Below are 12,750 nucleotides of genomic sequence, written 5' to 3' on the forward strand. Positions count from 1 at the left end.
CCGTAGTCCGATTGGATATGCGTGTCCGCGGTGCAGCCGTGGCGATTCTTTACGTATCGAAGCCATCAGCGCAGAAGCTCCTTCTTGACCCGCGCGAGCGCGTCGTTCCAGGCTTTATCCGGGTTCTTGCCTTCCAAGGCGACGGAGGAAAGCTCTCGGCTGACAATCCCGTTCAGATTGCCGTGTTTGCCGCCGAAATAGGCTGGCTTGACGTTCATCGCCGAGGCGGAGAAGATTTCACCCGTCGCCTGGTTCCCGAAAAACGCCTCCGGCTTGCTCATCACAGGGGCGTCCAGCGCCTTCGTAGCGGAAGGGAACAGATTCATCTTATCGAAGGATTGAATCTGATTGTCCGGATTCTGAATCCAGCGGATGACATCGAACGCTTCCTGCGGATATTTGCTCGTCTTCATAATCGCCAGGAAGGAGCCCCCGTTGTTGCCGTCGCCGCCCGGCGCTCTTGCAACTCTCCATTTGCCCGACGTATCCGGAGCAGCCTGCATCAGGATTTCCTTCATCCATACCGCTCCGACAAACGATGCGATCCGCCCGTTATTCATCGCGGCGTTCCATTCGGAGGACTGGGTGCTGGCATTGGCGCTCAGCTTCATCTCAGCCGCTTTTACCGCCAAATCCCAAGCCTTCTTCATGGAGGAATCGGCTGTATCCCCGATAAACGTATCATCAGGATTAAAATAAATCCGGTCCGACTGGGCGTTTACTTGGTTATAAATGTTATTGATGTTATCCAGCATTTTTACTTTATTATCGAAATGCTCCTGCAGCTTCTGTCCGGCCTCGAAATACTGATCCCAGGTTGCCAGCTGTTCATGGATCTCATCCGGATCGGATGGAAGGCCGGCCTCCTCGAACAGATCCGCACGGTAGAATAGCGCTGTCGGCCCCGTGTCAATCGGAAGCGCTATCATTTCTCCTCCTGGAGTTACACCGAGCCTCCACTTCCATTCCAGGAAGTCCTGCTCGATTTCCTGCGCTCCGAGTTCATACAAGTCATAGAAGCGGTCGGAGCTTGTAAACAGCTCGGCAACCCAGTCATTAAAGGCGACAATGTCAGGTCCTCCCGAACCGGCGGCGAGTGTTGTTTTCAGCTTGGATTTAAAGTCGCCTCCGATTTTTTGGGCGTCAATGCGGATTCCGGGAAATTGCTGCTCGGCAGCTTTGATCAGGTCGTCATCCAGGCTTCGGTTCCAGTACCAAAGGGTAAGCGTTTTCGTTTTCTCGGTCGGTGTCGTACCGGCGCAACCGCTGATCACCATGATCAGCATGAGTAGTCCTAAGCTTACTGTCCTGCGAATGTTCACGATCGTCGGCCTCCTAACGCGGTGAAGTCGTTGATGATTAAATAGTATTCAGCTACCCCGCTCATGTGAGCAAAAAGTAAGCGATTCATTCTCATACATAGTAGACGAACCCTGGAAACATTCCATTTAAGAACATAAAATATATTGATATAGGGAAGCTATAGCCGAAGCGGCAGATCCGGTCACCCGCATTACGGGCCCGCCCTATAAATTCGTTCATTGCCGCATGAAAGCAGCCTGTTTAGCGCTTTTCTATTGCTCCTGCATGGCAAGTTTGTTATATTCCTTCTACATAGAGCAACAGCGGCATGAGCGATTGCAGGTTGTGTGTTTCGAGTTACTTTTCTAGGGGGAGAACTATGGCGACTATTGCGGTTATATCCGACATTCATGGCAACATTCCTGCGCTTCGGGCCGTTCTGAACGATATGGACCGGCGAGGAGTGGACCGGATCTTCTGTCTCGGCGACCTCGTCGGCAAAGGCCCGGACGGAGATATAGCGGTCGATCTGATACGGAGCCGTTGCGATCGGGTGATTAAGGGCAACTGGGACGATTTTATCGGGAATGAAACGGAGGATCCGGTGCTCCAATGGCATCAGAACAAGCTGGGTGCCGAGCGTCTTCGGTACTTAAGCAGCCTAGCGTGTACCATTGAATTTAAAATGAGCGGCAAACGGATCAGGCTGTTCCATGCCTCGCCCCGCAGTGTATATGAGCGGATACAGCCCTGGGACGATAAGGGGAAGCAGTTATCGATGTTTGAGGCCTCGGATTTGTGTGAAACCCGGGAAGAGTCCGACGTCGCCGGTTATGGTGACATCCACAATGCGTTTATTCACCACCTGGATGGGAAGATCCTGTTTAATACCGGCAGCGTCGGCAACCCTCTTGAGCTATGCGAAACCTCCTATTGTATTATGGAAGGAGAGCTTGGAAGCGAAGACCGGGCTCCGTTAAACATTCAGTTCATACGTGTTCCGTATGATATAGAACAGGCCGTCCAGGATGCGCTGCAATCGGGCATGCCTTCCCCGGAAGGGTATATTATTGAGCTTCGAACCGGTCGTTATCAGGGCCGCAAATCTTAAGGCGAGCGAATCGAAAAAAACAAGCAGCCCCGCACCGATTTTCGCGATGATGCAAAAATCCGGTGCGGGGCTGTTTCAGGCTTCCCTATTATGATTGATTGTCGGATTGCTGACCGGCGCTTGGCTGTTGCTGCTGATTGAATGCTTCGGTAACTTCCTCTTCGGAAATCCCGGTTTCAAAATCACCCGGAACCGGCATTTTGTTCAGCTCCGTACGCTGTACGTCGGCTTTAGTCGGCTGATTGCCATTGTGGTTTGTTTCGCTCATTGTGGCACCTCCTTTATCGTGGACAAATGTAGGATTCCAATGCCGGGATGAAATTATACCAAAATTACCACATGTTTCTTACCCTTACGCAATTACGCCCCGGGTGCATTAACGAAAAATGTACTTGAGGTAGGTTAAAACCGCCCTGATCATCATTTCAACGCTGTTCTTTTCGGAAGTGGCGAAGAACATTCATAATTTCATATTTGATGCAGATTTCAAGCTCAACGGGCAGCGGTTTATCTGCTATCATAGGAGTATTCTTAGCTTTTGCAGGCATTCGTAAGGCAGTACATATGGAATGGAGTAATGAGAAGATGAGCAATTCCTACTCGATGCATCCGCTCGGGGATGCTGCCGTTCTTGTCCAGCTAGGCGATGGGATCAGCGATGCGGTCCATCAGCGGGTCGTTGACTTTACGCAGCGGGTGGAACGGAATCCTTTTCGGGGGTTTATAGAGTGCGTACCTTCCTTTACCACCGTCAGCATTTATTACGATCCCTTGACGGTTCAGAAACCGGATGATTCGAATTCCACTTTCGACGTTGTGTGCTCCTTGCTGCAAGAACGATTTAAAGCGGATGAAGAAGATGGGAATCCGCTTTCCATACAGGATGTTGTGGATATTCCAGTCTGTTATGGCGGTGATTATGGACCGGATCTGGAGATCGTGGCGGAGCATAACGGAATAACGGCAGATGAGGTCATCCGTCTGCATTCCGGGCAGGATTACTTGGTTTATGCGATCGGGTTCGCGCCCGGTTTTCCTTATATCGGCGGTGTTCCCGAGCGTATTGCCGCTCCCCGAAAACCGACGCCCAGACCGCGTATCCCGGCTGGCTCTGTTGGGATCGCGGGCACGCAGACGGGCATTTACCCGATCGAAACGCCGGGAGGCTGGCAAATTATCGGCCGTACTCCGCTCGCCCTGTTCAGGCCAGACCGGCAGCCTCCGACTTTGCTGCAGGGCGGGCAGTACATTCGTTTTCGGCCGATTGACCGGGCGGAATATGATCGACTAAGGGAAGTGAAGCTATGCGATTAACCGTCTTGAAGCCGGGGCTGCTGGTTACCGTTCAAGATCTTGGAAGGTTTGGCTACGGCAAGTACGGAGTCATTACGTCCGGTGCTATGGACAAGGAGTCCCATCGGATTGCCAACTGGCTCGTAGGCAATCCGGAAGAAGCGGCTGCGCTCGAAATCACGTGGTCCGGATTCTCGCTGCGGATGGAAGAGGATGGATGGATTGCCGTTACGGGCGGGGATTTGTCGCCGCGGATCGGGGATACGCCTGTACCGATGTGGCGACCGGTTTATGTCCGGAGGGATAGTGTCCTCACGTTTCAACAAGTCCGTTCCGGATGCCGCGCATATCTCGCCGTGTCGGGAGGGCTTAACGTCCCGAAGGTTATGGACAGCCGCAGCACCTATTTGCGGGCCGGCATCGGCGGATGGGAGGGGCGACCGCTTCATGCAGGCGACCGTTTGTCCGCATACCCGTCCCGGCTTTTGAACCGATCGGTTGACCGTTCTACAATAACAGGCGCATTCTATGCGCCGCGATGGTCCGTCCTCCCGGGGAAGATTCCGGCTTCTGGGCAAGAGGTGACGGTCCGGGCCATGCCGGGACGGCAATATGAGGATTTTGACGAGGTCAGCCGGCACGCCTTCTTCCATCAACCGTTTAAAATCCGTCCGGAATCGGATCGGATGGGATACCGGCTGGCAGGCCCTGATCTGGGGCTAACCCTACCTAAGGAATATGTGTCGGAGGCCGTTGCACTGGGCACGGTTCAGGTGCCTGCAGACGGTCAGCCCATTATCCTGATGGCGGATCGGCAGACGCTCGGCGGCTATCCGAAAATCGCGCAGATCGCTTCGGTCGATATCCCGCTGACTACGCAGCTGCAGCCGGGAGGAACATTGCGCTTCAAGGAAATTACGCTCCGCGAGGCAGAATGTCTCCGGGACGAACGGGAGCGCGAGCTGTCGATCATCCGAGCGATGATCCAGCGAAAAATAGAGGAGGTGTGACCATGATCCAAATAGACCTTAACTGCGATATGGGAGAAAGCTTCGGCGAATACCGGCTCGGCTCGGATAACGAGCTGCTGAAATGCATCACCTCGGCCAATATCGCCTGCGGGTTCCATGCCGGCGATCCTTCCGTCATGCGTCATACCGTCCGCCAAGCGATCGCGCACGGTGCGGCGATCGGGGCGCATCCGGGCTTGCCTGATCTGGCCGGCTTCGGGAGAAGAAGGATGGAGATTACGCCGGATGAGGCGTATGATATGGTTTCGTATCAGATCGGAGCCTTGATGGCTTTAACGATTCAAGAGGGCGGACAGCTCCATCATGTGAAGCCCCATGGAGCCTTGTATAATATGGCGGCAGTCTCACGACCGCTGGCCAAGGCTATTGCTTGCGCCATCCACCGGATTGACCCGGGGCTCATCCTGTACGGGCTTGCCGGCAGCGAGCTGGTGGCTGCCGGGCAGCGGACGGGGCTTCGAACGGCAAGCGAAGTATTTGCCGACCGCACCTATCAGGATGACGGCACATTGACGCCGCGCAGTCTTCCCGGCGCCCTCATTACGGATGAGGAGCAAGCGGTCCTGCAAGTCCTCCGTATGGTCAAAGAGGGCGTGGTCATGTCGCAGTCCGGCAAGATGATTCCGATTGCCGCCGATACGATATGCATTCATGGGGACAGCCCGCACGCGCCTGCATTCGCCCATGCGCTGCGTATCCGGCTGGAATCCGAAGGGGTGCACGTGCAGACGATCCACTAATTAGGCTATCCTACACCTTCAATACAGTTAATACCGTGGATGATACACCCTCCGAATCATGAAGAATCGTGAAAATGACATCACATAATGGATAACAGGAGTAGACGACAAATGAAAAAAATACTGATTTCAGGCTTCGAGCCCTTCGGCGGAAGCTCCATCAACCCGACGGAAAGACTGATCCACGATATGAGAAGCGAAAGCTTCGAGGATGTGGAAATCCGAACGGTCCTCCTTCCGGTTCATTATGACGAGTGTGCCGAGCTCCTGCTGAAGGAGGTCCGTACCTTTGAACCGGATGCGGTTATCGCTTGCGGGGTGGCGGGAGGAAGGACCGCGGTTACCCCTGAACGCATCGCGATAAATACCAAGGATGTGCCGCCTGAATCCGTGATCGCGGACAACCGGGGGGCGAGGCCGCAGGATGAGCCGATCGACCCGGACGGCCCGGACGGTCTGTTCTCGACCCTTCCAATCCGCGCAATGGTGAATCGGATGAAGGAAGCGGGAATCCCCGCAGCCGTGTCTAATACGGCAGGCACTTATATTTGCAATAACACCATGTATGCGCTGCTGAACGATATTCGGAAGCGGCAGCTGCCAATCCTCGCCGGCTTCATTCATTTTCCGGCATCGACGGAGATGGCCTTGGAGAAGCCGGGACTGCCGACGCTGTCCCATGATACGATGCTTCGAGCGCTTAAAGTCATTGTTCGAACGACGATCGATGAGCTGGCTGAATAACCGTAAGCTTTTCTGAATCGGCTTGGGTTTGTTGTCCTGGGATGGAAATGGATGCATTAAATTTGCCTGGTGTGTAAATCTTGTTAATTAACGCGGAGGCTATAAACTTATGATTTACCGAAGAAAAAAGTACATGGTTGACGCAAGTATCGCAGCGGCGTTTAATGAGCATTTTAACAGCACTCTATTACCGACACAATTAAAGTACGGTGCAAGATTAGTTGGAAGATGGATGGCTCCGAATAAGGAAGGGAATGTGGAGATTTTTGCTATATGGCAATACGACAGTCTCGAAGCTTACGAAGAAATAGAGAATAATATTAGAAGCGATGACGAGCACGTTGAACTTGTACAGAAGTGGTTTGAAAAAATGGGAGGCAGAGAGAATCTAAAAAAGTCGTTTTATTACATTGACGAAGATTTTATCGAATCAACGGTTCCTGCCGAAAATACAATCCTTTCAGCAAAATAAAAAGATTGTTTGTCTTACAAAATTGTATTAGTCAATTAAGGACCATCCTTTAATCGGTGTTTTTTGATGGTCCTTTTTTACGTTCAAAATTAATTTGAAGGCTCACCGGATCATCGGCTTAGGAAGTTTACAATGAATAAAAATTTGTTCGATTAAGATGGAAGGGGGGAATGCTGCGCTCGTTCAACCCTGCCGTTAACTTAATGCATTTTCAATTACAGGGATGCACGGAGAGAGGAAAGGATCACGCTGCTCCTTCAGCTGTCCGCGCGCAAGCACCAGCACCCGAAATTCGTTATCCGCACCTTCCTGGTTCTCGTCGTCCCTGGAGTACAACAATCCGTATGATCCGGGAGCGATCTCCCCGATATAGCGGTATAACGACATGATCTCATCGGCCTCCTGCCCTTTCCCCTTCGTGAACCCTCCAACATGCAGATAGTAGCATCCGCATGCGGTATTGAGAGACAGCAGGCCGCTTCCCCAAGCATATTCCGTAATTTTTAATTGAATCTTCGGAATGATCGCTTCCAGTTGTTCCTGCTCGGCTTTCGAAGCTGTCACTTGAATCGTAATCCAGCCATGAAATTCATACATTGCTTCTCACCTCGCATCGTTTTCCTATATATTTACACGCACCGTTATCGCAGCGAAACATATCACGAGAGACAAGCCGGCAGCATATCAGCACATTAAGCATATCAACACATTAAGGCAGGAGTGGACAACATTCTTCGAGGAATAGGAACAGGCTCCTTCGAATGTCCGGAACCGATCATCCGGGTATTCGAGGAGCCTTATTCGATAATCCCTATGGTACGAGCATCGTGAGATTGAGCATATTTCCTAAGGTGCGTTGAGGTGCGTTATATCCCGATTTGGGACGTTACTTCAACTTTACGATAAGAGCGTTGCTGACCTGACGGCCGGGTGAAGTAAGATAGGAGCCGTTGAAATACAGGCCGCTGGATGCGCCGCCATCCAAATTCATCGCCTGGTAGGCTCCGGTTTGCTTCATGATTTCCGCCAATTGGGGAATGGTTGCTCCGCCTGTCGTCAGCAATATCAGCTTATGATCCTTCGTGATCCCAAGCGCGCTTCGTGCGCCTCCGCCCGTTAGAATCTTCGGATCTTTAAACCCTTCCTTCCTGACATTCAGCGAAACCTTGCCGTCTTTCAGCAGCCGTGGACCCGCTTGGAGAGCTCCCTCCATTTGTCCTTGCTCATACTCCGATTTGAAATCAAGACCCGGAATCATTTCGGCCAGATTGTTACGGTCATAGGTAAAGATCGTCCGATTGTCACCCGGAGCCTTGTGCAAAATAGCGCCGTTATGAACGAGATAGCCGTAGGGCGCTTTATAGGCACCGGCTGTATAGGCATCGAAGTAGGTGCCGTTGATGGCCGCAATGGCTTGATTCCGTTTCGCAAGGCTGCGCAAATCCTCGACTTTGCCGGGTTTATTGCCGGCCAGGGCGACGCCAAGCTCCACCTTCGGGTGCAGAAGGGAGACGGTTACCACCTGGGCGCTGAAGCTTCGGGAGCCAACCTTGAACGTCTTCTTCGCGGATGTGACCGGCTTCGATGTGTTCGAAACGAGCTTGCCCGACAGCACCGGCAGCGTATACGAAGCGGACGATGCTCCGTCATTTATCTGTAAGGCTGTACGGTTAGGCTCCCATTTCAACGCCAGTCCTAATTGCTGAGCAGTAATCTGAAGCGGCACATATGTGATGCCGTTCTCGGAGAACGGGGCTGCTTTGATTTGCGTTTTTTTGCCGTCGATATACGCTGTCCGGCTTCCCACATAGAGTGTAATCTGCTTGTTGTCTTTGGTAATACGAAGCTTCTTCTCCGCAGCCGTGTAGGACACTTGAATTCCTTCATAAGTCTTGAGGAGGGGTACCGGGATAAAGGATTGGTTGTGCTTGTCTACATAGGCAAGCATTTTCGGAGCGGATGCCGCATTCAACGGAGTCACCATCATAAGCATGGCGATTACGACGAGGGAGAGAATTCTTTTCATGGTTCTTTCTAAACTCCTTTTCTCTATGTCTGTTTGGGTGGCTTGAGTACAACTCAAGCTGCATCTGTGCCAATACTATATCGGCTTGCCGGGAAGAAACGGTTAGCCCCCCAAGACAGATTCATTCGCCCAATTTGTAAAAATTGGCCAATAAAATGTTGACAAGGGACTCCATCTCTTGTATGGTTAATTACATGAGTAACTAACCAACAATGTAATGAAGTCTGAACACGAAAGCGGTGAGGTCATGGCGTTTCAAATTGATGACAGCAGGCCTATATTCATGCAAATTGCGGACAAAATTGAAGATGACATCATAGAGGAACGATTGCCTGAGGAGACACAGGTTCCTTCAACGAATCAGTTTGCTGCCTTTTACCAGATCAATCCGGCTACAGCGGCCAAGGGCGTCAATCTGCTGGTGGATCAAGGGATTTTATATAAGAAACGGGGGATTGGCATGTTTGTAGCAACCGGAGCGCGTGAACAGCTCATCGAGAAGCGCAAGACGGAGTTTTATGAGCAGTACGTGGTGGCCATGGTGAAGGAAGCCGCGAAGCTTGGGATTACGAAAGATCAATTATCGGAAATGATCCGCAGAGGGGAGCAAGACTGATGAGCCAAACCGTCATTGAAGTTAACCGTTTGAGTAAGGTATACAAGGATTTTACGGCCGTCGATAATGTGAGCTTTACGATTGAGGCGAATAAAATCTACGGGTTTCTGGGGAGAAACGGCGCCGGGAAAACAACGATCATGCAGATGATTACGGCACAGCAGTTCGCAACTGAAGGGGAGATCCGCGTATTTGGCGAGCATCCTTATGAAAATAACAAGGTGATTCAGCAGATATGCTTTATCCGGGAGAGCCAGAAATATCCGGATTTGGTTACCGTCCGGGATGTTATGGGGATTGCCTCCGACGTATATCCGAACTGGGATGCGGAATACGCCAACGAGCTGATAGAGATTTTCCGTCTGCCGCTAAAGCGCCTTGTGAAGAGATTGTCGCGCGGTATGCTGTCGGCGGTCGGGATCATCGTCGGACTCGCGAGCCGCGCGCCCATTACGGTGTTCGACGAGCCTTATCTTGGCCTCGACGCCGTAGCAAGGGAGCTCTTCTATGATCAGCTGATTGAAGATTACACCAGCCATCCGCGCACTATTATTCTGTCCACGCACTTGATTGATGAAGTCAGCAGGCTGCTGGAGCATATCATTCTTATCGATGGCGGAAAAATACTGCTGGATTCCGATACGGACGAACTCCGCGGACGGACCTGCAATGTGATCGGGCATCAATCGGCGGTCGAAGCCTTTATTCAAGGCCGAAAAGTCATTCATACGGAAACGCTCGGGTCTACGGTTTCGGCTACGGTGATGGGCAAGTCCGAGGCTGAGGTGAAGCAGGAAGCGGCGCAAGCAGGCCTGGAAACGGTCCCCGTATCCTTGCAGCAATTAATCGTTCATTTAACGAGAAACGGAAAGGTGGCGAGCCGGTAATGAGAGGGATATCGAGCGTTATTAATATTCATTTAAGACATAAACTTACGTGGTTTTATTTGCCTTGGATGATCATGGCCTTCAGCTTCTTGGTCAATTTGCTGATCGGCGTATTGATTAATGGAGAGACGATTTATACAGGCGGTTTGGCTACCATCTATATATTCATGTTCGTTACCTCATTGACCTCAGCGATTCAGCTGTTCCCGTTCACCACGGGGTTTAGTATACGCAGAACGGACTTTTTCTTAGGGACCCTTGCTTTTATAACCTTGATCAGCATCTTCAACTCTGTAATTCTTGTGCTGCTGTCCCATATTGAAATAGGGACTGGGGCTTGGGGAGACCATATGCGCTTCTTCAATTTACCGTATCTGAATGATGGATCATGGCTTATCCAGTTTATTGTGAATGTCATCTTAATGTTATGGTTTTCCATGCTGGGGCTCGGCATCGGAACGTTTTTCTTAAGATTCAGAGGGATCCGAACGTTTATTATGCTTGCAGCCGTTATGATTATGATCTCGGGTCTCAGCTTGATCGCGATGCGCTATGAATGGTGGGGGCCGATCATTAAATGGTTTGCCAGTCAATCTGCTTTTCATTTGACGCTATGGATGCTTCCGATTGTGCTTATCCTTGCACTGTGCTCTCGCCAGTGTCTGCGCAAGTCGACGGTCTAATCGCAAGAAGATGCGACAGGGAGGTGCACCAAGATCATTGGATCTTGGGGGTGCCTCTCTTTTTTTGTGTGAAAAAGTGTTCTTCGTACAAATGACCTGCCTTGGTGCGTCGTCCGGGCTTCGACTTAGAGCAGCGTACAGCATCCATCATTACACAGCTCACAGAGTGAGGCAGCGCTGCCTGCGGCAAATGAAAAGACGCCCCATCACTTGGACGTCTTTTGCTTGCGCTTTGCTTTATGCAGTTCTTTTGCTCCCGCAAGCGTCGTGCCCGGCGGATACGAGAGAAGCGGGTGCTTGGAAGCACCGATATGCTGGGAGGTGTAGATGCCGGAGTGCCCGGAAAACAAATAGCTGATGGCGCAGGCCAGGAACATATAGACGGCGCCTTCTCCTCCAAACAGCTCGATTCCCATAATGAAACAAGCAATCGGAGTGTTCGTCGCACCGCAGAATACAGCAATAAAGCCCAATGCAGCCAGGAAAGGGGCGTGCATTCCGATCCAGCCCGCTATCGCATTGCCCAGAGTGGCCCCGATGGCAAACAGCGGCGTTACCTCGCCACCCTGAAACCCTGCTCCAAGCGTCAGCGAGGTAAAGAGGATTTTACCGAGAAAGGCAAATGGTGATACTTCGCCGGTGAACGATTCTTCGATGAGCGGAAGGCCAAGCCCCAAGTAATCGCGTGTGCCAAGCAGATAAACCAGCCCAATGATGATCAGACCGCCCGCTGCGCTTTTGACCATTGGATTACGGAAAACGTTGCTATACCATTTTTTCAGAGAATGGGTAAGCTCGCTGAATAGCCGGCTTGCCAGTCCGAAGAGGATCGAAGCGGCAACGACTTTCACCAGAACCATAAAGCTTACAGGAGGGATCTCTCCGATCGGATAATGCGCATGGCTGACACCCCAGAGGGAAGTGGCGGTTAAGTTGCCGACCAGGCTGGCGATGAAGGCAGGAATTAACGCCTGGTGCGAGATGAGGCCAATGGCTAGCACTTCGAGCCCAAACAGCGTTCCGGCCAGCGGTGTGCCGAAGATGGATCCGAAGCCGCCGCTGATTCCGCAAATAAGCAGTATCTTTCGATCCAGCGGCGTCACGCGAATGAGCTTGCCGAACCACTCGGATAAGCTTCCCCCCATTTGGACAGCCGTGCCTTCACGTCCGGCGGAGCCTCCGAGCAGATGCGTAATCAGCGTCCCGAAGAGGACCAGGGGCGCCATCCGCAGCGGGATGGGTTCGGTGCCGCCATGAATCTGTTCCAGGATAAGGTTGTTTCCCTTCGCGCTGGTCTTGCCGAGCTTATCGTAGAGGAAGCTGACCACCACGCCTCCCAAGGGAAGGAGGAACAGCAGCCAAGGGTTTCCTGTTCGAAGGTTCGTGACATAGTCAAGGCTATAAAGAAAAAAGGCAGAGGCACTGCCTGTCATCATGCCCACGATGCTGCCCAGCACGATCCATTTGACCAAATAACTGGTAAGCAGGGCGTATGGCGGCCATTTCTCGATAGGTTCAACCCATTTTTTAATCAAATCTGTTCACCCGTTTTCTGTATATTCGCGGCTAACCCCTGGATACACAAAACAGACTCCTACCAGGAAAGCGACCTCTGGTAGGAGTCATTAGCTTCGATAAGCGGTTAAGGCGAACTCCATCGCCTGATTCAATTTGGATTCATTGTAACGGAACGGAGGTTTGCGTGTCAATAGGACAAGACGGTAAAAAGCAGGGATGCGAAACGCGATATTGCGGTCGCTTGATGGAGGCAGAGTGATTGATGGAGGGGCATGGACTTTTTTCCTGAGGGGAATATCAACATGTCCATGGACGGAAGCTATGCCA

14 protein-coding genes and 1 riboswitch are annotated in these 12,750 nt (G+C 51.7%); of the genes, 9 read left to right on the forward strand and 5 right to left on the reverse strand.

Translation table 11 applies throughout. The features are described from left to right. Positions 1-65 precede the first annotated feature (65 nt). The gene (locus tag BBD41_RS26730) at positions 66-1,322 is read right to left on the reverse strand and encodes an ABC transporter substrate-binding protein (protein WP_077566805.1); all 1,257 of its coding nucleotides are present in this window, start codon (positions 1,320-1,322) and stop codon (positions 66-68) included. Positions 1,323-1,681: 359 nt separating this feature from the next. Here BBD41_RS26730 and BBD41_RS26735 point away from each other — a divergent pair, with 359 nt between their 5' ends. Further along, entirely contained in the window at positions 1,682-2,413 is a 732-nt protein-coding gene (locus tag BBD41_RS26735; RefSeq protein WP_099479636.1) for a metallophosphoesterase family protein, read from the forward strand. A gap of 88 nt (positions 2,414-2,501) precedes the next feature. On the opposite strand, the gene BBD41_RS26740 is transcribed toward BBD41_RS26735, so the two are convergent. Continuing rightward, positions 2,502-2,681, reverse strand: coding sequence for a hypothetical protein (locus tag BBD41_RS26740; RefSeq protein ID WP_099479638.1), 180 nt, complete (start codon positions 2,679-2,681; stop codon positions 2,502-2,504). 317 nt (positions 2,682-2,998) lie between these two features. Here BBD41_RS26740 and pxpB point away from each other — a divergent pair, with 317 nt between their 5' ends. From pxpB to BBD41_RS26765, 5 genes are all read left to right on the forward strand, one after another. Further along, complete coding sequence (gene pxpB, locus BBD41_RS26745) at positions 2,999-3,727, forward strand: 5-oxoprolinase subunit PxpB (RefSeq protein ID WP_099479640.1); 729 nt, start codon at positions 2,999-3,001, stop codon at positions 3,725-3,727. Further along, positions 3,718-4,716, forward strand: a complete 999-nt coding sequence (locus tag BBD41_RS26750) for a 5-oxoprolinase subunit C family protein (RefSeq protein ID WP_099479642.1) — start codon at positions 3,718-3,720, stop codon at positions 4,714-4,716. Before pxpB ends, BBD41_RS26750 begins: the two co-directional genes overlap by 10 nt. Before the next feature lie 2 nt (positions 4,717-4,718). Beyond that, a complete protein-coding gene (locus BBD41_RS26755; protein ID WP_099479644.1) occupies positions 4,719-5,477 on the forward strand; it encodes a LamB/YcsF family protein in 759 nt (252 codons plus the stop codon). Between the two features lie 111 nt (positions 5,478-5,588). After that, entirely contained in the window at positions 5,589-6,221 is a 633-nt protein-coding gene (gene pcp / locus BBD41_RS26760; protein WP_077566800.1) for a pyroglutamyl-peptidase I, read from the forward strand. A gap of 109 nt (positions 6,222-6,330) precedes the next feature. Beyond that, the gene (locus BBD41_RS26765) at positions 6,331-6,693 is read left to right on the forward strand and encodes an NIPSNAP family protein (protein ID WP_077566799.1); all 363 of its coding nucleotides are present in this window, start codon (positions 6,331-6,333) and stop codon (positions 6,691-6,693) included. Between the two features lie 195 nt (positions 6,694-6,888). On the opposite strand, the gene BBD41_RS26770 is transcribed toward BBD41_RS26765, so the two are convergent. Together BBD41_RS26770 and BBD41_RS26775 are read right to left on the reverse strand one after the other, a co-directional pair. Next, complete coding sequence (locus tag BBD41_RS26770; protein ID WP_077566798.1) at positions 6,889-7,290, reverse strand: Imm7 family immunity protein; 402 nt, start codon at positions 7,288-7,290, stop codon at positions 6,889-6,891. Positions 7,291-7,579: 289 nt separating this feature from the next. Then, positions 7,580-8,719, reverse strand: a complete 1,140-nt coding sequence (locus BBD41_RS26775) for a phosphodiester glycosidase family protein (RefSeq protein WP_099479646.1) — start codon at positions 8,717-8,719, stop codon at positions 7,580-7,582. A 247-nt stretch (positions 8,720-8,966) separates the two neighbouring features. Here BBD41_RS26775 and BBD41_RS26780 point away from each other — a divergent pair, with 247 nt between their 5' ends. The 3 genes from BBD41_RS26780 to BBD41_RS26790 are packed head-to-tail and all read left to right on the forward strand — an operon-like array spanning position 8,967 to position 10,905. After that, complete coding sequence (locus BBD41_RS26780; RefSeq protein ID WP_077566796.1) at positions 8,967-9,335, forward strand: GntR family transcriptional regulator; 369 nt, start codon at positions 8,967-8,969, stop codon at positions 9,333-9,335. After that, a complete protein-coding gene (locus BBD41_RS26785) occupies positions 9,335-10,222 on the forward strand; it encodes an ABC transporter ATP-binding protein (protein ID WP_099479648.1) in 888 nt (295 codons plus the stop codon). The genes BBD41_RS26780 and BBD41_RS26785 overlap by 1 nt, the downstream gene beginning before the upstream one ends. After that, the gene (locus BBD41_RS26790; RefSeq protein ID WP_077566794.1) at positions 10,222-10,905 is read left to right on the forward strand and encodes a hypothetical protein; all 684 of its coding nucleotides are present in this window, start codon (positions 10,222-10,224) and stop codon (positions 10,903-10,905) included. The genes BBD41_RS26785 and BBD41_RS26790 overlap by 1 nt, the downstream gene beginning before the upstream one ends. Positions 10,906-11,111: 206 nt before the next feature. Here BBD41_RS26790 and BBD41_RS26795 read toward each other — a convergent pair whose 3' ends face one another. Continuing rightward, positions 11,112-12,440, reverse strand: coding sequence for a voltage-gated chloride channel family protein (locus tag BBD41_RS26795; RefSeq protein WP_099479650.1), 1,329 nt, complete (start codon positions 12,438-12,440; stop codon positions 11,112-11,114). Positions 12,441-12,514: 74 nt separating this feature from the next. Next, positions 12,515-12,576: riboswitch (Fluoride riboswitch) on the reverse strand. Between the last annotated feature and the right edge of the window lie 174 nt (positions 12,577-12,750).

Origin of the sequence: Paenibacillus ihbetae (genome assembly GCF_002741055.1) — a bacterium.
In the GTDB taxonomy this organism is placed as follows: domain Bacteria; phylum Bacillota; class Bacilli; order Paenibacillales; family Paenibacillaceae; genus Paenibacillus_AQ; species Paenibacillus_AQ ihbetae.